The 23,316-nt window shown below is 56.9% G+C and carries 23 protein-coding genes; 9 read left to right on the plus strand and 14 right to left on the minus strand.

From position 1 onward, the window contains the following. Window positions 1-48 precede the first annotated feature (48 nt). Both GCE01_RS13595 and GCE01_RS13600 read left to right on the plus strand, forming a co-directional pair. A complete protein-coding gene (locus GCE01_RS13595; RefSeq protein WP_099213289.1) occupies window positions 49-930 on the plus strand; it encodes a LysR family transcriptional regulator in 882 nt (293 codons plus the stop codon). A gap of 39 nt (window positions 931-969) precedes the next feature. Continuing rightward, window positions 970-2,535, plus strand: a complete 1,566-nt coding sequence (locus tag GCE01_RS13600; RefSeq protein ID WP_099213348.1) for a gamma-glutamyltransferase family protein — start codon at window positions 970-972, stop codon at window positions 2,533-2,535. 46 nt (window positions 2,536-2,581) lie between these two features. Here GCE01_RS13600 and GCE01_RS13605 read toward each other — a convergent pair whose 3' ends face one another. From GCE01_RS13605 to GCE01_RS13620, 4 genes are read right to left on the minus strand one after another with little or no spacing between them, the layout of a single operon-like run. Further along, the gene (locus GCE01_RS13605) at window positions 2,582-3,916 is read right to left on the minus strand and encodes an AtzE family amidohydrolase (protein ID WP_099213290.1); all 1,335 of its coding nucleotides are present in this window, start codon (window positions 3,914-3,916) and stop codon (window positions 2,582-2,584) included. Next, window positions 3,913-4,092, minus strand: a complete 180-nt coding sequence (locus GCE01_RS13610) for a DUF4089 domain-containing protein (protein ID WP_046900228.1) — start codon at window positions 4,090-4,092, stop codon at window positions 3,913-3,915. Before GCE01_RS13610 ends, GCE01_RS13605 begins: the two co-directional genes overlap by 4 nt. Window positions 4,093-4,123: 31 nt before the next feature. Continuing rightward, a complete protein-coding gene (hpxZ, locus tag GCE01_RS13615; RefSeq protein ID WP_099213291.1) occupies window positions 4,124-4,504 on the minus strand; it encodes an oxalurate catabolism protein HpxZ in 381 nt (126 codons plus the stop codon). A gap of 1 nt (window position 4,505) precedes the next feature. Then, window positions 4,506-5,405, minus strand: coding sequence for a DeoR/GlpR family DNA-binding transcription regulator (locus GCE01_RS13620; RefSeq protein ID WP_244591226.1), 900 nt, complete (start codon window positions 5,403-5,405; stop codon window positions 4,506-4,508). Between the two features lie 60 nt (window positions 5,406-5,465). Here GCE01_RS13620 and GCE01_RS13625 point away from each other — a divergent pair, with 60 nt between their 5' ends. Genes GCE01_RS13625 through nagA form a run of 5 tightly spaced genes read left to right on the plus strand, consistent with a single transcriptional unit; the run spans window position 5,466 to window position 11,060 of the window. Continuing rightward, window positions 5,466-6,422 (plus strand): N-acetylglucosamine kinase, encoded by a 957-nt coding sequence (locus GCE01_RS13625; RefSeq protein WP_244591227.1) that lies wholly within the window; start codon window positions 5,466-5,468, stop codon window positions 6,420-6,422. 11 nt (window positions 6,423-6,433) lie between these two features. Further along, a complete protein-coding gene (locus GCE01_RS13630) occupies window positions 6,434-7,387 on the plus strand; it encodes an SIS domain-containing protein (protein WP_099213293.1) in 954 nt (317 codons plus the stop codon). A 3-nt stretch (window positions 7,388-7,390) separates the two neighbouring features. After that, window positions 7,391-8,677, plus strand: a complete 1,287-nt coding sequence (locus GCE01_RS13635; protein ID WP_099213294.1) for a D-tagatose-bisphosphate aldolase, class II, non-catalytic subunit — start codon at window positions 7,391-7,393, stop codon at window positions 8,675-8,677. Next, window positions 8,674-9,954, plus strand: a complete 1,281-nt coding sequence (gluP, locus tag GCE01_RS13640; protein ID WP_099213295.1) for a glucose/galactose MFS transporter — start codon at window positions 8,674-8,676, stop codon at window positions 9,952-9,954. Before GCE01_RS13635 ends, gluP begins: the two co-directional genes overlap by 4 nt. Beyond that, window positions 9,951-11,060, plus strand: a complete 1,110-nt coding sequence (nagA, locus tag GCE01_RS13645) for an N-acetylglucosamine-6-phosphate deacetylase (RefSeq protein WP_099213296.1) — start codon at window positions 9,951-9,953, stop codon at window positions 11,058-11,060. The genes gluP and nagA overlap by 4 nt, the downstream gene beginning before the upstream one ends. A gap of 26 nt (window positions 11,061-11,086) precedes the next feature. On the opposite strand, the gene GCE01_RS13650 is transcribed toward nagA, so the two are convergent. Continuing rightward, window positions 11,087-12,832 (minus strand): glycoside hydrolase family 13 protein, encoded by a 1,746-nt coding sequence (locus tag GCE01_RS13650; RefSeq protein ID WP_099213297.1) that lies wholly within the window; start codon window positions 12,830-12,832, stop codon window positions 11,087-11,089. 207 nt (window positions 12,833-13,039) lie between these two features. On the opposite strand from GCE01_RS13650, the gene GCE01_RS13655 reads away from it, so the two are divergent. Further along, the gene (locus GCE01_RS13655; protein ID WP_099213298.1) at window positions 13,040-13,684 is read left to right on the plus strand and encodes a D-sedoheptulose 7-phosphate isomerase; all 645 of its coding nucleotides are present in this window, start codon (window positions 13,040-13,042) and stop codon (window positions 13,682-13,684) included. Between the two features lie 56 nt (window positions 13,685-13,740). Here the strand turns inward: GCE01_RS13655 and GCE01_RS13660 are convergent, their stop codons facing one another. From GCE01_RS13660 to GCE01_RS13665, 3 genes are all read right to left on the minus strand, one after another. Then, window positions 13,741-14,646, minus strand: a complete 906-nt coding sequence (locus tag GCE01_RS13660) for an NAD-dependent epimerase/dehydratase family protein (RefSeq protein WP_099213299.1) — start codon at window positions 14,644-14,646, stop codon at window positions 13,741-13,743. A 205-nt stretch (window positions 14,647-14,851) separates the two neighbouring features. Continuing rightward, entirely contained in the window at window positions 14,852-15,019 is a 168-nt protein-coding gene (locus tag GCE01_RS16890) for a hypothetical protein (RefSeq protein ID WP_167386170.1), read from the minus strand. A gap of 78 nt (window positions 15,020-15,097) precedes the next feature. Beyond that, window positions 15,098-16,657, minus strand: coding sequence for a carbohydrate porin (locus GCE01_RS13665; protein WP_244591228.1), 1,560 nt, complete (start codon window positions 16,655-16,657; stop codon window positions 15,098-15,100). A gap of 246 nt (window positions 16,658-16,903) precedes the next feature. Here GCE01_RS13665 and flgH point away from each other — a divergent pair, with 246 nt between their 5' ends. Continuing rightward, complete coding sequence (gene flgH, locus GCE01_RS13670; protein WP_046900238.1) at window positions 16,904-17,650, plus strand: flagellar basal body L-ring protein FlgH; 747 nt, start codon at window positions 16,904-16,906, stop codon at window positions 17,648-17,650. A 59-nt stretch (window positions 17,651-17,709) separates the two neighbouring features. On the opposite strand, the gene GCE01_RS13675 is transcribed toward flgH, so the two are convergent. The 6 genes from GCE01_RS13675 to prfB form a co-directional block, all read right to left on the minus strand. Further along, on the minus strand, window positions 17,710-18,957 hold the full coding sequence (locus tag GCE01_RS13675; RefSeq protein WP_086633120.1) for a hypothetical protein: 1,248 nt from the start codon (window positions 18,955-18,957) through the stop codon (window positions 17,710-17,712). 3 nt (window positions 18,958-18,960) lie between these two features. Next, entirely contained in the window at window positions 18,961-19,395 is a 435-nt protein-coding gene (locus GCE01_RS13680; RefSeq protein WP_086633119.1) for an ExbD/TolR family protein, read from the minus strand. 72 nt (window positions 19,396-19,467) lie between these two features. Further along, window positions 19,468-19,893: an ExbD/TolR family protein gene (locus GCE01_RS13685; protein ID WP_086633118.1), complete on the minus strand. Its 426-nt coding sequence runs from the start codon at window positions 19,891-19,893 to the stop codon at window positions 19,468-19,470. A 4-nt stretch (window positions 19,894-19,897) separates the two neighbouring features. Further along, the gene (locus GCE01_RS13690; RefSeq protein ID WP_080951457.1) at window positions 19,898-20,977 is read right to left on the minus strand and encodes a MotA/TolQ/ExbB proton channel family protein; all 1,080 of its coding nucleotides are present in this window, start codon (window positions 20,975-20,977) and stop codon (window positions 19,898-19,900) included. Between the two features lie 141 nt (window positions 20,978-21,118). Next, window positions 21,119-21,784 carry an energy transducer TonB gene (locus GCE01_RS13695; protein ID WP_046900242.1) on the minus strand — a complete coding sequence of 222 codons (666 nt, stop codon included), beginning with the start codon at window positions 21,782-21,784 and terminating at the stop codon, window positions 21,119-21,121. Between the two features lie 397 nt (window positions 21,785-22,181). Then, a protein-coding gene (gene prfB / locus GCE01_RS13700) for a peptide chain release factor 2 (RefSeq protein WP_099213300.1) occupies window positions 22,182-23,313 on the minus strand; the annotation gives its coding sequence in 2 pieces (ribosomal slippage) (window positions 22,182-23,243 and window positions 23,245-23,313; 1,131 coding nt in all). Between the last annotated feature and the right edge of the window lie 3 nt (window positions 23,314-23,316).

The following is a 23,316-nucleotide window of genomic DNA, read 5'->3' on the forward strand; positions in this document are numbered from 1 at the left end:
GGACCAGATCAAGTTGACCTCGTGATAAAACTCACCTCACATATTCGCATGAAAGATCAAACCCATCTTGATCCCATGCATCTGCAGTCGTTTCTGGCGGTTGCGGAAACTCTGCATTTCACGTCTGCAGCGCAGATGCTGGGTGTCAGTCAGTCCACGATCAGTCAGCATGTCAGCCGGCTGGAAGAGCAATTGAGCACCCGGCTGCTGGCACGCAGCACAAAAGCTGTACGCCTGACAGAAAATGGCACGGCCCTCGTCTCATTAGGCCAGCGTCTTCTGCAGGTTGAAGATAGTCTGTTTGCCTACTTCCGGGACGGTACACCACGTGGAACCATCCGGCTGGGTGTGACGGAAGACCTCCTGTTAACGCGTTTCCCCGAAATTCTGGGCGTTTTCCGCGCGGCACATCCCTCTCTTCAAATCACAATGACCATCGGGCTCAGTGCATCCCTGACGCGCCTTCTGGACAATGATGAAATTGATCTGCTTTGCGGAATGCGTCGCTCTTCCGAGACGCACGGCCAGAAGCTCTGGACCGAAGAGCTGCGGTGGTTCGGCCCGGCGCAAATACCTTTCTCAGACGGTCAGTCCATTCCACTGGTGACGTTCCCGGAAGGTAGCGTCACCCGGCGCCTTGCAATCGAAGCTCTGAACCGTGCCGAACTCCCGTGGCACATCGCCTTCACCAGCGGCAATCTGAGCGCAATTCTGGCCGCCGTCCGTGCAGGATACGGCATTACGGCGCAGCCAGGGTTTCTGCGAGAGTCTGATGGGCTTTCCCTTTGCGAAATACCCTCCCTGCCGCGCATCCCGAATGTCGATTTTATTGCGGCCACACGTCACCAGACGGCTCAGGGGCCAGAAGAGCTGCTGATCCAGACTTTGTGTGACCATATCTCCCGCCTCCAATCTTCCCCTCCTGCCTGACGGGTATTTTCCATGCAGACGCCCAATTCTCTCCGCGGGATGGTGACATCCCCTCATCATCTCGCAAGTCAGGCTGGACTGGACGTCCTGAAAGATGGCGGGACAGCTATTGAAGCCATTGTAGCAACAGCCGCTGCACTGGCCGCGGTCTACCCCCACATGACAGGCCTCGGAGGGGATTCGTTCTGGCTGATTTCCTACCCCAACGGGCAGACCATTGCGATTGATGCCTGCGGACGGTTGGCCAGAAATGCCACGCTGGATCTGTATGCTCAGGCTGGCCACAGCGTCATCCCTTGGCGCGGCGGTCTGGCGGCCAATACCGTCGCCGGAACGGTCTCTGGATGGGAAGCAGCCCTGAAAGAAAGCGCCAAGCAACAGCCCTCCCTCCCGCTAGATCGCCTCCTGCGCGATGCCATCCACTATGCCAGCACAGGACGCGTCGTTTCGGAGAGCGAAGCCGCACTTCTGAAGGAAAAGCAGGCAGAACTTTGTGGAAACGAGGCTTTTCGGTCTTTCTGCATCCCTGACGATATTCCCTGGCAGGAAGGAGAAATTCAGACCTCGCCTATTTTGGCGGCTACACTGCGAAGCCTCGCTCACCATGGTCTGCGAAGTTTTTATGAGGGCGATCTGGCAAAAGGCATGGCGGCCGATCTTGAGGCCGCTGGCAGCCCCCTGCGTCTGGACGACTTCCTGTCGCATCGCGCTGAAGTCAAAACGCCGCTGGATGTTCAGACCTCAATGGGGACGCTCTATAATATGGCACCCCCAACACAGGGGGCAGCCTCTCTGTTGATCCTCGCGCTGGAGGATCGTCTTCCACAATGCGACGCGCCAGAAAGTTATGAACACCTTCACGGACTGATTGAGGCCACGAAGCAGGCTTTTCGTTACCGAAATCGCGAAATTGATGGCCGCTCAACTGCGGAAGAGGATATTCGCGCCCTTCTGCAAGACCCGTCAGCGCTGGACGAAATGGCTGCCCGCATTTCCATGACACAAGCATTCCCCTGGACGGAAGAAACCCAGTGGGGCGACACGACATGGATGGGCGCCATTGATAGCAATGGTGTAGCCGTCAGCATGATCCAGAGCCTCTATTTCGAGTTTGGCTCCGGTGTAATGCTGCCGCAAAGCGGTCTGTTCTGGCAGAACCGTGGATCTTCATTCCGCCTGAAACCCTCTGGCTGGAACTGCCTGCTTCCCGGCTCAAAGCCTTTCCACACCCTGAACCCCGCCGCTGCGCGCCTCAATGATGGACGCGTCATGGTTTACGGAACCATGGGGGGTGAAGGCCAACCCCAGACACAGGCCGCCGTTTTCAGCCGCTATGCCCGACATGGCGTCCCACTACAGGAGGCAATTTGTCGTCCCCGCTGGCTCCTGGGTCGCACATGGGGGCAGGAAAGTACGTCGCTAAAACTGGAGCCTGGATTTGATCCGACCGTAGTTCAGGCCCTTCAGGATGCAGGACATGTGATTGAGCAGCTTCCTGGCATGTCATCCATCATGGGACATGCCGGAGCCATCGTAAGGCACACGAATGGTCGCCTCGAAGGAGCTACCGACCCACGCAGCGATGGGTCCGTGGCGGCCTGGTAACTTCAAGAGAAGGAGGCGCTCCTGTAAAAGCGCCTCCTTCTCATGTTCAGACCAATCGAGCTTCGGCAGTTCCATCCCGCTCAAGGGATTCCCCCAGAGCCAGCAGCAGATCTTCCCTGCCCGGGCGCGCAATAAGCTGGGCTCCCAACGGCAGTCCGGCCGTTTTCATCGGGACCGTCAAAACCGGGAAGCCTGCCAACGTCAGCGGTTGCGTATAAAGCCCCAGATTGGCACGCGCCGAGACCATTTTACCCCCTACTTCGATCAACGGCTGATCAAAGCGCGGTGCCTCACCCACCACAGCAGGCGCCAGCAGGATATCTGCATCAGCAAAAGCCTCGTGCATCCGTGCGCGGAACCAGTTCCTCAGACGATGCGCCTGGAAAATCAGGGAAGCCGGCAAAAGGGCGCCAGCAAGCAGACGGTCACGCACTGACGGATCGTAATCTTTCGCCTGTGTGCGCAGACGATGCAGATGAAGTGCTGCTCCTTCCGAGGCACTGATCACGAAAGCAGACGCTCTCGCCCGCGCAACTTCAGGCAGTTCCGCCGTATTTTTGGCACCAAGCCGGGTCGCCAGTGCGTTTACTGCTTCCTGCATGGAAGCGGACATGTTCTCCGCAAACCATCCACCCAGGCGCGCCACTTTCAAGCCACCAACATCAACAGGTGCGTTTTCCGTCCGTACCAATGCCTCAAAACACGCTCTCAGGCCGCCCGCACTGTCCGCAAAAGGCCCAACTGTGTCGAGGCTGGCAACAAACGGGTAGCTACCCTCAATTGGAAAACGCCCCTGCGTTCCCCGAAGCCCCCAAACGCCACACAAAGAGGCTGGAACACGGATGGACCCGTTGGTATCGGACCCCAGACCAAGCGAAAAGAGGCGCGCCGCCACCCCAGCCGCCGATCCACCAGACGAACCACCCGCCAGATGATCCGGCGCATGAGGGTTGCGTGTGACGCCATGGTGGGCATTGTCCGTCGCAAAGCCGTAAGCGAACTCGTCCATGTTTGTCAGTGCTACAGGGATGGCTCCAGCGTCGATCAGACGTGCCACGAGTGCAGCATCCCGCGTCGCAGGCGGATCATTTGCCAGCACCTTCGAACCCGCTGTCGTAACCTGACTGGCCACATCAAACAGATCCTTGATCCCGAATGGAACACCCGCCAACGCGCCAGGATCACGGCCTTCCGCAACAGCAGAATCAACTGCAGCGGCAGCGGCAAATGCCCGATCCGTGAGGGGACGCGTGACGCAATTCAATGCTCCATCCCGCTCGGCGATGTCTGCAAAAACAGCTTTGGTTACGTCTGTTGCAGATAACTCGCCGCTTCGAACACGCGCAGCAATGTCCAGCGTGCGAAATTCAAGCCCGCTCATGGTTCGTACTCGAACGCAGGTTCAAGCCTGTCTGACAGTTCCATTCCCTCGATCAGGGTTGCATAGGAACGCAGAAGGTCGAGGTTCATCCGAACGCCCTTATGAAATTCAGCGGGTATCACAAGGCCATTCGCCGTTGCGAGAACCTCGATTTCTTTATCTTCCGAAAGATTCATGCTGCTGCCGTCGCCTCTTCAGAGTCAGTCTTCAGGATATGTCGGCCATCAGGGAAACATGCGCAGCCAGAATCTTCCAGCCATTCTGTGTACGAAACCATGTCTGACTCTGACGGCCGATTTTGGAACCACCCCGGCGTTGAAACTCCAGATCAACCACGGCAGCATCCTGACCAATCACCGTGATGACGCGTTTCAGCACATCCCGTGGCGGAGAGCCTCCTGGACGCTGCTTCCGGAATTCCCTGATTTCTTCGATGCCATAGAGATTTTCACCAACCCCGTATCGGACTGTCTCCGGCCCCGCATAAAAGAGGTCATCCAGGGTCTGAAGATCATTCTCACCCAAGGCTTTTTCATAAAGATCAGCCAGGCCTGAAACCTCAGCCAGAATTGTGGGCTCGTTCAGCATCCTATATCTTTCCTTCTGCATGCCCTGCGAGCACGACGTCATGCCCCTCGTCTCGCAGAGACTGAACCTGTCGGGCATCAAGATCGGTGTCTGTAAAAATACAGGAAACCTGATCCAGGAGCCCGACACTGTAAGTGGAGTGGCGCGCAAATTTTGTACTATCCACAAGAAGAAAGCACGTCTCCGTCCGCTTCATCATAAGCGCGTTGAGCCTGGCTTCTTCCTCATCAGGCGTCGAAATCGTCGCATCTGGTTGCACAGCACTGGCGCCGAGAAATACCTGATCGAACCAGAGTTTCTCGAGTGCCTGCTCTGCCAAAAGTCCGACCAGACTGCGATTGGTATGCCTCACTCTGCCACCAAGAAGAATCGTCTCGACACCTTCAACGCCGCTCAGCATTTCCGAGACCATAATGTTGTTGGAAAAGACCGTCAGTGGCATGGGCGAAATGCGCAGACGCCGCGCGAGCTGCAGAACGGTTGTCCCGGCATCAAAGAAAACCTTTGATCCTCGCTCGATACGACGAAAAGCCAGATCCGCAATGGCGCGCTTGTGTTCGAGTGCGTGATTTTCCCGCGCCTCAAACGCAACCTCTCGATCGATTGAAGCAGTCAGGGACGCACAGCCGCGTGTCCGGATGACAATGCCCTGCTCTTCAAGCAACTGAAGATCCCGCCGGATCGTCGCAAGAGAGGCATCCACCTGTCTGGCCAGCTCGTGGACACCACTCATTCCGTTCAGGTAAAGATAATGCCGGATCTGAGCCAGCCGGTCAGAAGCCAAAAGACGCTCTCCCCACTGAGCCATGACACGGTGCGCCGAAGCATACCCATATTTTTCAAAAAGCACGCATAAAATGATCGAAATCGGAACGTTTCGCTCAGAAAGATGACTTGACATGACTGGCCTCTGGCTAGTCAGATCGAGACAGGATCCTACTACCCGCAAGAAAGCCTGGCCGTGACTGAACCCTGTATCGCAGCGATTGATGGCGGGGGCAGCAAGACTCTCCTTGTTGTCCTTCGTCAGGATGGAACAGTCGCCGCCAGCCGGCAGACAGGCGGAACAAACCCCTTTGACCAACCCCTCTGGCGCGAGAGGCTGACAGGCCTTTTGCAGGCGCTCCCTGTCGAGACCCAGTCTGTCGGACTTGGACTGGCCGGATACGGCGAAAGTGAAACGCTTTGCGCCCGGCAAAAAAACGCTGTCTCCGAAAATCTCAGAGACATTCCATATTCCCTCACAAATGATGTGGACATGGCTTGTTCAGCCGCATTTGGGGGGCAGCCCGGCATTCTTCTTCTGTCTGGCACAGGCTCCATGGCATGGGCGTCCGATGCTGCGGGCAAGCATTGCCGGGTCGGCGGATGGGGCAGCCTGTTTGGCGATGAAGGCAGCGCCTACCAGATCGGCCGAAACGCTCTGGCACTTCTGACGCACATTCTCGATGGTCGAAACACGCAGGATGCCAGCTTCCTGGCGCCCTTCACTGCGGCCATGGGCCTGCCATCCAGACCGGAACTCTGCACGCCGGCTCTTCTGGAGTGGTATGGCACCCTTGAGCATCCTCGCTCTGCCGTTGCAGCTCTCGCCCGCCATGTGTCTGCCCTTGCTGAAGACGGTTGTGTCCCGGCCATGGCTCTTCTGGATCAGGCCGCATCCGATCTGGCCACGCATATCCTTGCGGCGCGTAAAATGCCGGGATTAGACCTTCCCTGGAGCTATGCCGGCGGTACGCTGCAAAGCGCATACCTGCGAAATGCCATCGCAAAACAATGCGGAGCACCTCGCCCGCCTCTTCTCCCTCCCATTGGCGGAGGCCTCATTTCTGCTGCCCGCCAGGCTGGATGGGCCGCAGATACACATTGGATTCAATCCCTCTCCCGTACCCTCGACACCGTAGGCTCAGGGGCCTGAAAGGTTTTCTTATGAACGCTACTGAACGCGGTATTCGCGAACAGTTTCCCCTCTGGAACCAGGTAGACATGCAGGATGTCCATCCGGACCCGGAGACTTTCACAGTCGTCGTGGGATGTGGAACATCTGTTCATATTGCGGATTCAATCGCGGCAAGCCTGAATGCCAACGGTGTGTTTTCGCGTGCTGTTGCAGGCAATGAGTGGACACGCCGCCCGCAGGATTATGTGCCGTCCTCAATCCGCCCAAACATTCTAGCTCTTTCACGCAGCGGAGAGTCGACTGAGACGGTCGCCGCTGCCATCGAAAGCCGAAAGAACGGTCTGCACGTTACGGCTTTCACCTGCGCGGAAGAGACCAGTCTCGAGAAGAACGCAGACGAAACCGTCTTGGCCGAAACCCATGCAGAAGAAGGCATCGTCATGACAGCGTCGGCCAGTCTGATGCTGCTGATGGGCCTGCGTTATGCAGGTATTTCTGTCACGCCGGAAACAACAAAGGCTGCCGAGGAACTCCTTGACGCCGCGGATCCGCAGCTCAAGGGTCTGATCGAAGGCCGTTCCCATTTCGTGTTCCTGGGCGCTGGTGCGCTTTATGGTGTTGCCCGCGAAGGCTCCCTGAAGCTTCAGGAAATGAGCCTGAGCCAGACGGAAGCGCATCATCCGCTGGAATACCGTCACGGTCCGATCAGCCTGATTGATGAAAGTTCGCTTGTCGTCTTCCTGTACCACCCGGACACGCTGGAAGAAGAGAGCATTCTTGCCAAGGATCTGATGGGCAAGGGCGCACGCGTTCTAGGCATTGGTGGCCCCGGCACCGTCTCTCTTTCCGTTAAGGAAGGCGGAGATGTACGCCCGTTGGTCGTTCTGCCAGTGCTTCAGCTTTTCGGGGAATATGTCGCGCGCTCGAAGGGATTGGATACTCTGGCCCCTCGTCATCTGACCAAAGTTGTGACGATCGCCTGATTCATGAGCCTTTCTCCGTTCCTGAACCTCGTTCGCCAGACGCACGATCCAGACGTTCCGAAAGCCCAACGTCAAGGACTGACCTCTGTCTGTTCCGCACACCCATTGGTGCTGGAGGCAGCGCTTCAACGCGCTGCCCGGACCAAGAGGCATGTTCTGATCGAGGCGACCTGCAATCAGGTCAATCAGGAAGGGGGTTATACTGGCATGACCCCGGCAGATTTCCGGGATCTTGTGCTTGGAATTGCCGCTAAGGTCGGCTGCCCGGCGCATCTTGTTCTGCTGGGTGGCGACCATCTTGGCCCCAATCCATGGAAAGCCCTGCCTCCACAGGAGGCCATGGACAAGGCCCTGACCATGATCGAAGCCTTTGCGAAAGCGGGCTTCGTCAAACTGCATCTCGATGCCAGCATGGGCTGCGCGGGCGAACCGGTTGCGCTTTCCGATGAAACCGTTGCCGAACGCGCCTGCGCCCTTGCACAGCGCGCCGAAAGCGCGGCTCCCGGTCAGGCCGTCTATATCATTGGAACGGAAGTCCCCGTTCCGGGTGGGGCAGCTGAGGCTCTGGATCATCTGGAGCCAACCTCTCCGGACGCTGCCACCGCAACACTTCAGGTTCACGAAACGCTGTTCCGTCGGGTTCTGGGCGATGACGTCTGGGGCCGTGTGATCGGGCTTGTCGTTCAGCCGGGCGTGGAATTCGGTGTGGAAGATGTCGTGATTTACGACCGGCCGCGCGCGCAGTCCCTCTCGGCCACGCTAAACCAGATGCCGGGCCAGATCTTCGAGGCCCATTCGACCGATTATCAGCCCCTCCCCGCCCTGCGCGCACTTGTGGAAGACGGCTTTCTGCTTCTAAAAGTCGGACCGGGCCTCACTTTTGCCCTGCGTGAAGCCCTGTATGGGCTGGACAGCATCCGCTCCGTCCTTCTGCCGCAGCAGGAAAGCCTGCGGGCGGTTATGGAACGGATCATGACGCAGCAGCCCGCGCAGTGGCGTGGCCATTACGAAGGCACAGAGAGCAAGCTCGCCATTCTCCGTCACTATGCTTACAGCGACCGTATCCGCTATTACTGGCCTCAACCTGATGCGGAAGCCGCCGTTGAAACGCTTCTGCGCCAGCTTGAGGAAACAGGGCTGCCAGACCCGCTTCTGAGCCAGTTCCTGCCGGTGCAGTACGAAAAAATCCGCGACGGGCTGCTTCCACGGCAACCGCGCGCCATAATTCTTTCCGCAATCGACACAGTTCTTGGCCTGTACGATCAGGCCTGTGGAGCAGAAGTGACATGAACCGTTCCCCGGACAGCCTGACTGGCTCATACGGCCTTGGTCCACTTGGTGTTGCCGCCGCCATCTTCTTCATGATGGGTTTTGTGACCTGGCTGAACGGGCCGCTGATCTCGTTTGTCCGGGTTGCGTTCTCACTAGGAGACGTCAGCGCTTTTCTGGTGCCTCTGGTCTTCTACCTGTCGTATTTTTTGTTCTCCATTCCCGCATCGTTTGTCGCCCGTTCACTGGGTCTGCGTCGCGGTCTGTCCGGAGCACTGGTTTTATGTGCGGCAGGCGTAGCCCTCTTCGGGCAATTCGTCTCCATGCGCATTTATGGCGGCGCACTGGCTGGGCTTCTGGTGCTGGGTTCAGGGCTTGCACTGATGCAGGTCGTTATCAACCCATTGGTCAGCCTGCTTGGTCCTTCGGAGCGCGCCGCCCAGCGTATTGCCATCATGGGTGTCTGCAATAAATTTGCCGGCATTCTGGCGCCTATCGTCCTGGCCACAGTCGTCATGGGCGATATCGGGAATGTCGCTGAGAAAGCGCAGCTTGCTGCAACACTAGAAGCACGGGACGCCATTCTAAACAGCTTCGTCTATGCCATTTATACGCCCTATATGAGCATGGCTGTTGTTCTTGTAGTCGCTGCCATAGGTGTCGTTTTCTTCCCCCTACCAGAACTTCAGGCCCCACCACTTCCTAGCATGAGCGGAAGCAGCGAGAAGATTTTCCGGCCGCATCTCGTCTTCGGCATTGCGGCCATGTTCATCTATGTCGGCATCGAAGTCATGGCAGGCGATGCCATCGGCACGTATGGGCAGGGCTTTGGCCTTCCGCTAAGCGAGACCAAGTTCTTCACCTCCCTGACCCTAGCCGGAATGCTGGCGGGTTATGTTGCCGGGTTCGTCGTTGTTCCACGCATCATCACGCAGGAGCGCTTTCTTGAGTTCTCCTGCATTGGCGGCTGCATCCTGACCATTGCGGCCTTCCTGACGCATGGCTACGCCTCCGTACTTTGCGTCGCTTTGCTGGGCGCCACAAACGCCATGATCATGCCGACGATCTTCCCGATTGCCATTCGAGGCGCTGGCCCTTGGACCCCACTGGCTTCGGCCCTAATTGTTATGGCGTATAGCGGCGGTGCGATCATTCCGCAGATCTATGTCCTGCTAAAGCCTTATGTCGGGTTTCAGGCCATGTTCGCCCTCCTCGTCCTGCCATCCTATCTCGCAGTTCTTTTCTACGCTCGCCGCTACGGACAGACGGGCCTTCTCCCACTGGACCAGAAACAATGACGTCTCATCTCGATGGAAATCTCGTACTCCGGGACCGGATCGTCCCCGGTCGCGTGACCTTCGGCACCCATATCCACGATCTTGAGCCGCTGAAAAACGCTGGCAACCGCTACATTCTTCCGGGCTTCATTGATGGACATGTTCACGGTGGCGGTGGGGCCGACACCATGGACGGTGTGGAAGCCATTGAAACACTGTCCCGGTTCCACATGTCTCACGGCACTACGACCATTCTCCCGACAACCATTACGGCACCCTGGAATGACGTAATGAATGCCCTGAGAGCTGTCACGGAAGTCTGTGAACGCGGGGTGAAAAACGGTCCGCGCATTCATGGAGCCCATTTGGAAGGGCCGTTTGTGAGTCCCCACAAGCTGGGTGCGCAACCTCCCTTTGCCATTCCGCCCTCCCCTGATCGGGTTCAGGAGGCTGTCGAAACCGGGTGTGTCCGCGTGGTCACGCTTGCTCCCGAACTGGACCATGCAGAAAGTGCCATGCGCAGTTTTGCAGCGGCTGGCGTAAGGGTCAGTCTCGGCCATACCACCACAGATCATGAAGGCGCAGAACGCGCCATCTGCCTCGTCTGTGGAGCCGGCGGCACCGTTGGTGCGACCCATCTTTTCAACGCCATGTCTGCGATTGAGGGGCGCAAGCCCGGCCCTGTAACGGCACTCATGTGCAGCGACACCGCGTATGCTGAGATGATCTTCGATACCTACCACGTGCACCCCGCCAGCTTTCGTCTCGCCTCACGCGTTATGGGGGACCGCCTCCTGTTCGTGACAGATGCCATGCGGGGAACAGGTGAACCGGAAGGCCCCAGCAGTCTGGGCGGCCAGGACGTCCTGATCCAGGACGGCGTTGTCCGCCTTCCCGGCGGCTCTCTGGCAGGAAGTGTCCTGACCCTTGATCAGGCTGTGCGCAACGCCGTGCAGGCCGGGAAGTCACTTCCGGAGGCTGCACGGCTCGTTAGCACCAATGCAGCGACTTATCTTGGCCTTCATGATCGGGGCACAATTACTCCCGACCTCCTGGCCGATTTCACCGTTCTGGATGACACGCTGCAAATCGCAGAAGTCTGGGTTGGTGGGCAACGAACTTTTTGAGGCTGCCTAACTGAGCAGACGTTTCTTCAGATGTCTGCTGGTGGTGCAAGTCGATAAACGCCTGCCTGCCAGGGCATCAGCTCAGGCAGCACGTCCGCTGCCTGAGCTGATGTGCTGTCGATCAGAACCTCAGCTATTTTCAGACCATGCGGCAGAATATAGTGTTCCTTTTCCCCACACATATTGATCAGAACAAGAAACTGCTCGTCCTCTAGCGTACGCGTAAACGCAATGACCGAAGGATGATCTGGATCAACATCTTCAAATGTGCCGTAAATCAACGCCTGATGCGTAGCGCGCAGCTCAATCAAGCGGCGGTAGTAGTTCAGAATGGACCCGGGGTCAGCTTCCTGCTGGGCCACATTGATGTCCGTATGATTTGGATTGATCCGAAACCACGGCACACCAGTCGTAAACCCGGCACGCGACGTTCCATCCCATTGCATAGGTGTTCGTGCATTATCCCGACTGATCTTTGACAGACTGGACAACACCTCCTTTGCGGACATTTTTCCAATACCGACAGTATTGTCCCAAATGCCCCTGGCATTGATGTCCTCGAAATCCTCGATCCCATCGAACCGGATATTCGTCATGCCAATTTCCTGCCCCTGATAGATATAGGGCGTCCCACGTCGCATCAGGAGCATTGTTGCCAGAGCCTTGGCTGATGGGCCGTGCCCTTTGGGCGACGGATCCCCAAACCATGAGACAGATCGTGGGTTATCATGGTTTTCCAGAAAAGATGTCAGCCAGCCCTCTGGGCCAGAAGATGTATCTTCCCCTCTTAAAACCGCTTTGAGATCCTTGATCGTCCAATCCTGAACCTGCCAGTCATGGCGACCAAGGCGAACAATTTCGAAGTGGAAAACCATCGTCATTTCCCCTCGGCTTTCCTCTACAAAAGCCGGGGTCTCATCGAAGGGCACACCAAAAGCTTCCCCAACTGTCAGAAGGTCCCGGCCTGCAAAAACCTCCCGATGCATGTCCTGTAGATAATCATGCACTTTGGGGCCGGTGACATAGACATGCTCAAGGCTCTCCATCTCAGCCAGCGTCAGGTCTCTGAGATCAGGTAGCTTGGACAGAAAGCAGATCGCGTCCAGCCGGAAGCCTGCGACGCCCCGGTCCATCCAGAAACGCATCATCTCGTACATTTCTTTCCGGACTGCCGGATTTTCCCAGTTCAGATCAGGCTGTTCGCGAGCAAAATAGTGCAGATAATACTGCCCTGTTGTTTCATCTTTTTGCCATGCGCTTCCACCAAAGATGGACAGATAATTATTGGGCGGTCCGCCATCCCGGCCATCCCTCCAGATATAGAAATCGCGATAGGGGTTTTCCCGGCTGGCACGGCTTTGGCGAAACCAGGCATGTTGATCACTTGTGTGGTTAGCCACGATATCCACAATGAGTTTCATCCCACGGGCATTCAAGCCTTCCACCAGCCGGTCAAAGTCTTTCATGGTTCCCTGAAGGGGATCGACTTTGCGGTAATCCCGGATGTCATACCCGTTATCAACATTCGGGCTGTCATAATGCGGGGCCAGCCAGATCACCTGTACACCCAGAGATTGCAGGTAATCCAACCTGCTGATGAGGCCCGGAAGATCACCAATGCCGTCTCCATCGCTGTCACAGAATGAACGTGTGTAAACCTGATAGACCACGGCTTCCTTCCACCAGCGCCTCCTGTCAGGCGTATTGGCTTCACTGGCGCGAAGGGTAGTGAGGAAGGGTGCACTAGAATTGCTGGAGGATGGCTGTGACATCGGGTCTATCTCCTCACGGATACAGGCCTGCAACGAGCCACACACAAAAAGCGTTTCAATCTTTAGCGCACAAGTTAGCGAGACTGCTTTATTGGTCAGCGGCTTGACAGATGCGCCCTGAGCCAGTCTGTCTCTGTGTCATGCCGGTGAGCCTCAAGAAGCATTACCGCCGCTTTTTATATCGTATTCCAGGAGCTGTTGACCCTGATGTCATCGATCCAGACATCCACCCTGCTGAATGACCTTCCTGCTTCCGAGCGGAATTATATGCGGGACTATCTTAACCAGTCGGCAGAAACGATGGTGGCGTTCTCAAAGGACGACGCCTGCTCCGAGATGATGGCAGGAATTGCTCTGACCATCATGTCAGCTCTGCAGGATAATCGAAAACTTCTGGTTGCAGGCAATGGTGGAAGCGCCGCCGATGCCCAGCACATTGCCGGTGAATTCACGTCACGCCTGATGTATGATCGCCGACCACTAGCCGCTATTGCGCTGACAACGGATACATCCAGCTTAACGGCTATTGGCAACGACTATGGTTTCGATCACGTCTTTTCCCGGCAGGTTCTGGCTCTGGGGCGCAAGGGGGATGTTTTCCTCGGAATCACAACGTCCGGACGTTCGCCGAATATCATAGAGGCACTCAAGGCTGCGCGCGCGCAGGGTGTTATAACCGTCGTCTTTACTGGCCATACATCCGTGGACATTCCCGAAGCTGACTTCGTGCTCCGCGTGCCTTCCGCATGGACGCCCCTGATCCAGCAGATGCATATCACCGCCGCACATATTGTTTGCGCCTTGGTTGAACGGGCACTGTGCCCACAGTCCGCCGATCAGGAACAGCACTGAGCACAAGCCAGCAGGCATATTTCAGTCTCTGTCTGCTGGCTCAAAATTTTGAACGGTCAGGACCGTACACGCCAACGCCAATCGTTCAGAACTTCCTCAAGAGTGTTTTTCCAGGAAATCTGAGCTGTCCATCCCAAAATGCGTTGAGCTTCAGAAGGGTCCCCCACCATGTTCTGCAATCCTGACGGCGTCGGATGAGTAGAATCCAAACGGACTTCAGCGTGCACCCCCGACAATTCTAGCAGATCATTCAGCATGGACTGTACGGTTCGGGTCTCACCACTACAGATGTTCAAAATCGTACCATCCGCAGGAGCATCCTCTAACGTCAGGGCATCGATATAGGCGTCACACGCATCCCGGACGTTTGTAATGTCGTATCCGACATCCGGGTGGTTGATCGTAATGCTAGTCTGCCGATGCGCCTCAATCCGAGCGACCTGAGAGGCCAGAAAGGGTAGAATGGCATTCACATCCTGGCCGCTTCCAGCCTGTGTAAAGGGCCGCATCCTTACAGCATGCAGGCCTTCTTTCGCCATCATTCCTACAGCCATGTCCGCGGCCGCCTTGCTGGCAGCATAAGAATTCAACGGCGCCACGGTCGCCGCTTCGGTCAAAGGAACGCCCTCTGCGAAAGAAGCGCCGTAAATTTCAGCTGAGGAGACATGCACAAATCTGATGTGACGGGCGTGTTGTTGAAACGTCTCCGCCAGATTCATCGTGCCATCAAGATTGACCTGCCAAGCGCGCCGCGTGTCCTGACTGGCTTCCAGAACCGATGACACAGCCGCAAGATGAATGCAGGCGTCAGGGCGTGTATCCTGCACAACACGCTCTACGGCCTCACGATCCAGAAGATCCAGTTGCCCTTCAATCAGAACATGATCGGGCATCCGGTCTTTAAGGCGTGTTTTGAGATGGGTACCGACAAACCCAAGACCACCCGTCAGAAGAATTCGCATCGCCTGCACTCACACTGGCCGCCCTGAGGGACCACGGGAATTAGACAACGTCAGAAGCGAATTTTCCGAAACGGGCGGCATTGATCATTCTCCCATGCTGACGGATCTGAGGACCGAACAAAGGTACGGCCGTTCCGCCATCCCTTCGTTCTCGACCACATTCAGTCACGGGGCAAGAGAGCAACTCTTGTGCAGGGGTACCAGATCAGTTCCCGAGAGAACGATCAACAGAGCGGCCAGCGCGTTCGATCGGGCCCTTCGGCGGATCAACGGTGTCACGCACCTTTTCACCGAACGTCCGGTGGTGTTCGCAGGCCGTCAACGTCACGCAGGACACGGAAAGGGCCAGAAGAAGCAGTATCGATTTACGCACGTGGAGTAATCCTCCGAAAAGACGGTGAAGCCATCAGAAACGATCAGCGCCGTTTCCGGTTCCCTGCACGTAACGAATTCAGAAGATTTCGATATGACTCTTGAAGCCCATCATAACGGCATCCCGTAAGTTCACCTGCCCGTTCGGGTTATGGTAATATTGGAGATCAGGCTCAAACGTCATCGCACGGCCGATTGCGAACGTGTAGTTCAGCTCTGCAACTTCCTGATGCGTCTGCAAGCCCGTCGCCCGATAAGGCAGAGACTTGCCGGCAGCCAGAAGAATCCGTTCAGTTCTCTGCACACCTGACGCGATATGAACATACGAGACCGCCAGTCCGATCGAGTCTGACGGTCGGGCAGCCCAGAAGCCTTTCCAGGTTGCTCCCAGATAGATCTGCCGATCCCTGAGTGCCGTTCGAGGCTCGTTCAGTACAACGCCCCCCATAAGCGTGACGCCGCCCTGTGGGTTAATTCTGGAGCCTTTGATCCGCTGGTCCACCATCAGCCAGGTGGACCATGAACCGCTATGTCGGGCAGCAGAGTATCCGCTATCCGCATACGGGTTTCCCAACGTATCCAGAAAGTTCTCAGACCGCCCCATCGTCTCCACGGCTATGCCAAGTTTGTAATGGCCCGGATACGCCAGCTCTCCGGAAGGGCGACGGAAGATGGGCTGCCATCCGATTTCTACGGGAAAGATTTCACCAACAATATTCGAGCCATTCAGCTTGAACCCTGTTCTGTGCTGCGCGACCGAATAAATGCCCTCTTCCGCAAAATAGACGCCCGTTTCAACATAAACATCCCGCCGCCAAGGCCGCCCCCTCACCCGCAACGCCCAGACAGACGCCGGATAAGAGCTGTAATAGGCGCTGTCAGAAGCACCTTTGGGCCGACCACAGAAACTATTGTTCACGAAGGAGCAAAACACAGTACCGGCGGCAAAATCCGAAAGCTGGGACATACGTCCCGCTGCGATTGCCAGTCGGTTCTGGAACAGGTGCTGCTCCCCATATGCCATCACAAGATGCACCACGACGTTTCCGCCGCCACCGTAGGTTTCCTGACTGTGAGCCAGCCAGTCTCCAAACATGCGGTTAGCCGTTGTGCCGTAGCGCCCTATGAAAATCACATGAGTCGCAAAGCCCTGAAGCTTCGCCAGACGGTTCCAATCCGTCACAATATTCAGAGCATACTGTCCGGCATTAGACGCGCCCTGCTTGTAACCATACCCTTTGGTCGGAGCCGTCACGGCGCCCATCATCTCGTTCATATTGTCGAACTGGGCAATCGTTCCATGGCGCCTCAACCAACCATGAGCATCATTCACAAAAGGAAAAAGCGAAGGCGGAGCAGACAGGTTTCCGGCAAGGTCTTCATAGGCCGACGCTTTGGGCAAAAGCTCCGCAGCCCCTGCTGACAACGGTGCAGCCTCTGTTTCCCCACTGGCCTGATCTGACGCAGTACGTCCTTCGGGCGAAGACGTTTCAGACGCCGGTTCGGCGGCCATGGCGCCACCGGCCGAGGACAGCACACATACGGAAACAGCAACACGCATCATACGCCGCACAACGGCCATGCAGCTTTCTTCCGTATCGCTTTTTACGTGATCGCTTATCGAACTATCACCGCTCAAAAATGAATTTTCCTTGATGTCGCTTCAACCCACCCTGTTTTATGCACACGACGACATCAGCTTCCATCCTGCAAATGCTGCCCCTTGCACGGCATGAACCCTAGACGTGGGATAATATGGATATTGTAACTTTCATAAACCGGAGAAAAGTGCGCTAAAGGGGCCGTCCGGGGGCAGAGTTAACCCATTTTTTACGAAATATATGTTTGGGTCGTTTTGTTCTTAACAAACGGAATTGCCCCACACATGCTGCTTCCATCTCGTCATGCTGTGCGTTGCCTGGGGCTATTGGGGCTGATTCCCGCCCTCTCCGCCTGTAACTCGCTGGCCCAACTCTCCGAGGTAGGTCGCCCACCCCGCATGACGTCAATCACCGACCCCACATTGGCAGCCAGCTATCGTCCGGTCACAATGCCAATGCCGCCCCTGCGTCCCCCGCCGCAAGAAGCTTCCAGCCTGTGGCGAAGTGGCAGCCGTGCTTTCTTCAAGGACCAGCGCGCCTCTCAGGTCGGAGATCTGGTCACGATCATTGTGGACATCACCGATAACGCTGCTTTCAATAACGGCACGACGGCCAATCGGGCAGCAGACGAAAAATTCGGAATCCCAAATCTGTTTGGCATCAAAGGACGGGTGATCAGCGCGGTCACAGGCGCTGACAGTCTGAACACAGCCAGCAGTAGCGATAGCAGCGCGACAGGAAAGATCATCCGGAATGAAACCGTGACCCTTCGTCTGGCAGGCACCATCACTCAGGTTCTTCCAAACGGAAATTTTGTCGTGATGGGGAAACAGGAAGTTCGGGTTAACAGCGAGCTACGCGAACTCGGGGTCAGTGGCATTGTCAGACCACAGGACATTACGGCCGACAATACTGTTACTCACGATAGAATGGCAGAAGCCCGCATTTCGTACGGTGGCAGAGGGACCATTACCCAGATCCAGACGCCGCGCTACGGGCAGCAGGTCATGGACTCGGTCCTGCCTTTTTAAACAAAAAAACGCCGGGAATGACTCCGGCGTTTTCCTTGAACTCTTAGCTCTTATGCAGCTCAGTGAGCGGCAGGACGAGACAACAAGAGAGCCCAGAGTTCAGCAACATCCTTTGCAGGACCATTACCGGCAATGGATTCAAAGGTTTTGATGGCATCAGCCTTATGGCCTGCATCCATCTGAGCCATGCCAAATTCGACCTGAGCCAGATCCGGATAGTGCGGATTTTTGCCCAGGCCCGTTTTCATCAGGGCAAGACCCTGATCAGCCTGACCGTTCAGAACGAGATTATAACCCGTTGTCAGAGCAGGACCGGCAGAAGGGTCTGTGGCAGCAGAAGCAGTAGCCTGTGCAAGCTGTGCACGATCGGCAGCAGCACGCTGTGCAACAAAAGCATGGAACTTTGCATCGCCAGCAGCTGTCGGACCGTTACCCAGAGACTTGTTGGCGTAGCCCTGATTGAGCAGGTTCAGCGCAAGCTGGGGAAGACCCAACTGCACAGCGCGCTCGCCCATATCTTGGTAATCAGACGGATCCTTCAAGACACCCGTCGCCAGACGCAGACGCTCAACATAGAAAACCAGCGGCGGTGCCAGATTAGGATTTGCGACCAGATCATGGATCAGCATCGCCCAATAATCAGGCTTGGAATAATACTTGGCCAGCAGGACGTAAGCGTGCGTCTTGGCGTCCGCATCCTTCAGGTTCGTATAAGCCGTGGCAAGCATCTGAAGCTGGTTTTCGGCAGGAATCTTACCTGCCTTGATCGTCTCGTCCACCTGCTCCTGAGCAGCCTTGGCCGTTCCCTTCCAGTCACCCTGAAGATAGTAGCACTGGATCAGCATGGTCTGCATGCGCGGATCGGGCCCGTGCTCATGCAGATAGCGCTCTGTCGGCGGAATGGCAGCCGCATAGTTTTTGGCGCCATAAGCCATGGTTGCCTGAGCCATCAACATTTGACCCTTGGCAGCCTTCGGCGTGCGAGAGCTATTGATGAGCACATCATACGCCTTCGTTGCCGCAGCCACGTTACCGGACTGAGCGGCAACCGCTGCACGCATCTGGGCAATGGTATAGGATTCGTAATCCGTCTTGCCCTTGACCGCATCTGCGGCATCAACCGCAGCCATGGCTTTTTCATAGCTCTTCGCGGCAAGAGCACTCTGCGCCTGCTGAAGATCCTTGCCGACAGCTTGGCCCAGCACATCATCAGCATGGGCAGCAGGCCCAGCAACAAGAGCTGCACCAATAGCGCCAGCCAGCAGAAGGGAGCGGGCGCTCAGACGGCGGTTAAGGGACAAAGACACGAATTACTGTCCTTCCATGAACTGATCCAGACCGACGATACCCAGCTTGGTCACGCCGAGACGCTGAGCGTCAGCCATGACGTGGGCAACCGTTTTATAATCGGCAAGACGGTCAGGATGAATGTGGACTTCAGGCTGATCACCTTCAGCAGCAGCGGCCTGAAAATGGGCCTGGAGTGCTGCTTCCGAGTTGACCGGCTCGCTGTTCCACGAAATGCTGTTGTCGTAGTTGATGCTAACAGTCACCAGCTTGGGCTGTTCGGTAGACGGCGGAGGATTGCCCTGAGGCAGATCGATCGCCACCGAATGTGTCTGCAGCGGGATGGTGATGATCAGCATGATCAGCAGCACCAGCATCACGTCGATCAACGGCGTGGTGTTGATATCGACGATACCTTCGTCTTCGTGCGTGCTGTCCGATCCGACGCTCATGCCCATGACGGCGGTTCTCCAAAAGGGTGACTTGAAAGAGGTTGCCGGACCGTTTTTCTATAACGGCCCGGCAGACCTTCAGTTCGTGTGGGGCTGCTCGGTGATGAAGTCCACGTGAGCGATACCAGCTTCCTGAGCTGTAGCGACCACCTGGCCAACTGCCAGATACTTGGCAGCACCGTCACCACGGATCTGGACCTGTGGCTGAGGCTTCTGCTTGGCCACCTCTACGAGGCGGTTCAGCAGATCCTGATGCGTAGGGACCAGGGTGGTGTTCCAGAAAACCTGGCCATTCGCAGTCACTGCCAGAACAACATTGTTTGGCTTCGTCTGGGTCGGCTGATTTGCATCAACCGGCAGCTTCAGCTTCACAGTATGCGTGGCGACTGGGATGGTGATCAAAAAGATGATCAGCAGCACCAGCATGACGTCGACGAGGGGGGTGGTGTTGATTGCCGACACCACCTCGTCGTCACCGCCGCCTCCTCCGACGTTCATTCCCATAGTATCAGACCCGCTGGCTGGTGGTGATGGTGGTCGGAGCTGACATGCCGCCGTCTTCCGGGGACACGCCGTGACGGAAGCCACCGATCAGGACAGACTGGACGTCTGCAGCGAAGTTGCGAACGCGATCCATAGCGCCCTTGTTACGGCGAACGAGCAGGTTGTAACCCAGAACAGCCGGAACAGCGGTTGCAAGACCAATTGCCGTCATGATGAGGGATTCACCCACCGGACCAGCAACCTTGTCGATGGATGCCTGGCCTGCAATGCCGATGGCGGTCAGAGCGTGGTAAATACCCCAAACCGTGCCGAACAGACCGACGAACGGAGAGGTGGAACCCACCGTACCGAGGAACGCGAGGCCGCCCTGAAGACGCGTGTTGATGGTGTCGACGGAGCGCCCGATGGACATTTCCGTCCAGGAGTGCAGGTCGATCGCATCACGCATGGAACCTTCGTGGTGCTCTGCAGCAACAATACCGGTTTCAGCGATGTAACGGAACGGAGAAGAAGCCTTCAGGGACGCAGCGCCAGCCTGAACGGACGGCTTCGTCCAGAATTCACGGGAAGCTTCCTTGGAGGCAGCGAACACACGGCCCTGCTCCAGGAACTTCATGACCATGATGATCCAGGTACCAGCGGACATGATAACCATGATGATCAGAACGCCACGAGCGATCACATCACCATTGGCCCACAGAGCGCCAAGACCGTACGGGTTGCCCTGCGGAGCCGGAGCTTCAGGAGCGGCCGTTGCGCTTTCACCCGGGGTGGCAGCAGCAGCAGGCGTCTGGTCAGCAGGAGCAGCTGCATCACCGGCGGCAGGTGCCGGAGCGCCAGCATCATTCGGTGCAGAAGCAGCAGGTGCAGCAGACGGGTCCGAGGACGGAGCCGGCGGCACTGCCGACGGGTCGGCCGGAGCGGCAGCCGGAGCACTCTGATCAGCCGGTGCAGGCTGAGCGAAAGCGACGGCCGGTGCGATTGCACCCGAAGCCAGGGCCAGCGTCAGAGCCATGGCGCTGGCCCGGACGGCGCGCGCCTTCGTCGGAACGTCAAGAGCAGGAAGGCGGAACAGTCTGGTCATGAACTCCATATCCTCGTTAGAGATGCCCGTTTTAGGAGCTGTCTGGGGTGCCGGCCATATGGGGACCGGCCCTTTTCCTGAACCCCTCCGAACCACCTGATCCGAAGAGGCAATCTTATTGGACTACTGGCTGACGGACACTTAGTCGCCCATCGTGAAGTCAACGTGCAGAATGTGGTGATGCTCGGTAACCGGAGCGCCGTTAACGACGGCGGGCTGGTACCGGGCTCGACGAAGGAAGTCGAGCGCACTTTCCACAAACTCGTGACCACCGGTGGAGCTGACAATCGCGCAGTTTGCCGTGTGACCGTTCGGAAGAATGTCGCAGGAAGCCGTAACTTTACCTTCACGGTTCTCTTCCTGGGCTTCCTCCGGATACTCCGGCTTGGCGCCGTTGATCGGAGACGCGCCAGCCGTGTGATCAGGCACTGCCGGAGCTGGCGGACCCTGCGGAGGAGCCGGAACAGGCTCAGGTGCAGGCGTCGGGCTCGGCGGAACCGGATGCGGTGGCTTGGCGTGTGTGACCCGCTGGATCGCCTTGGGTGGCGGCGGAACACTGATCTTCGGCGGCGGAATATACGGCGGCGGCGGCTGTTCCATCTGCGGCGGCGGCGGAGGTGGTGGTGGCGGAGGCGGCTTAGGCTGCTCCTTGATCACTTCCGTCTTGATGGGCGGCTTTTCGTGGACGAGTTTGCCCACAGCACCGCTCATGAGCGCATAGATTACCGCGCCCATAGCCAGCACGGCCACGACGATCGCGACAATATAGTCCGTCGGCTTGCGCTGCTGTGCGGCGTAGCTCTTCATGTCGAAACCTTCTTACCCCTCACTGACACCGACAATGGATCCACACCTGTACGGTGCGAGATCTCGACCTTGTGTTTGCATCGAGTTCCCTCACCTCACGGACGTGTGATTCGTCTCATGTCGTGAGAACATACCCGATATGCTGATTGGGCAGCCTTCGGGCCATGGTGTCAAGCTGATTATTGCCTGTCCCGAAACGAAAAATTCTCATCTTTCGATCGTCTGGCGCCAATATTCGCAGGAGAGCGGGCGAAAAAGTACACTTTTCCGCTTTTTTTCTGCCTTCAGAAAATCAAATTTCCAAAAACTGTAACAGAATTATAACAAGAAGGCCGGGACAGCGTATTAATTACGCCGCCCCGGCCTTCCGGTTTCGTTTTAATGCGCCAGAGTACTCTTACTGAGCAGAAGCGCTGGCTTCAGATCGTGTTGCCCCAACGCGCTGCGCCAGAGAAGCCGACATGAAGTCGTCCAGAGCGCCGTCCAGAACAGCGTCCGGATTTCCCTTTTCCACGCCTGTCCGCAGATCCTTGACCAACTGATAGGGTGCCAGGACGTAAGAGCGGATCTGATGACCCCATCCGATATCCGTCTTTGCAGCTTCCGTCTGGGCAGCAGCAGCTTCACGCTTCTGCAGTTCCGCTTCGTACATCCGGGCCTTCAGCATTTCCATCGCCTTGGCGCGGTTCCGGTGCTGTGAGCGGTCCGTCTGACAGGCGACAACGATGCCTGTCGGGATATGGGTAATACGAATGGCCGAATCGGTCTTGTTAACGTGCTGACCGCCTGCGCCTGAAGCACGGAAGGTATCCACACGCAGATCCGAATCGTTGATCTCCACTTCAATGGAATCATCGACCACTGGATACACCCAGACAGACGCGAAGGACGTTTGACGACGGGCAGCGGCATCGAAGGGCGAGATGCGGACGAGACGATGCACGCCAGCTTCCGTTTTCATCCAGCCATAAGCGTTGAGGCCACTGATCTGAATGGTGGCAGACTTGATGCCCGCCTGCTCACCTTCACTGCTTTCAATGAAGGTCACCTTGTAGCCGTGCTGCTCTGCCCAACGGGTGTACATGCGCAGGATCATCTCGGCCCAATCCTGGGCTTCCGTTCCACCTGCACCGGCATTCACTTCGACGTAGCAGTCATTGCTGTCTGCTTCGCCGGACAACAGGCTTTCGATTTCCCGCTTGTGCACGTCGGCAGCCAACCCACGCAGCGTCGCGATGGCCTCCTGCACCAGATCCGTGTCGTTCTCCATTTCTGCGAGCTCGACAAGTTCCAGTGTGCCTTCAACGTCCTGCTCGATCTGTTCAACGCCCTCGATCTGATTGGCGAGCATGGTTCGCTCGCGCATCAGCTTCTGGGCAGCGTCAGAATCATTCCAAAGGTCTGGGTCTTCCGCGCGGTGGTTCAGTTCCGCGAGGCGTGTTGTGGCGACATCCCAGTTAAAGATGCCTCCTCAGCAGTGCCACCGACTGCTTGATCTGTTCGGAGAGGGCTTCGGTCTCAGCCGACATTAT

The sequence above is a fragment of the Gluconobacter cerinus genome, assembly GCF_002723935.1.
Classification (GTDB): Bacteria; Pseudomonadota; Alphaproteobacteria; order Acetobacterales; family Acetobacteraceae; genus Gluconobacter; species Gluconobacter cerinus.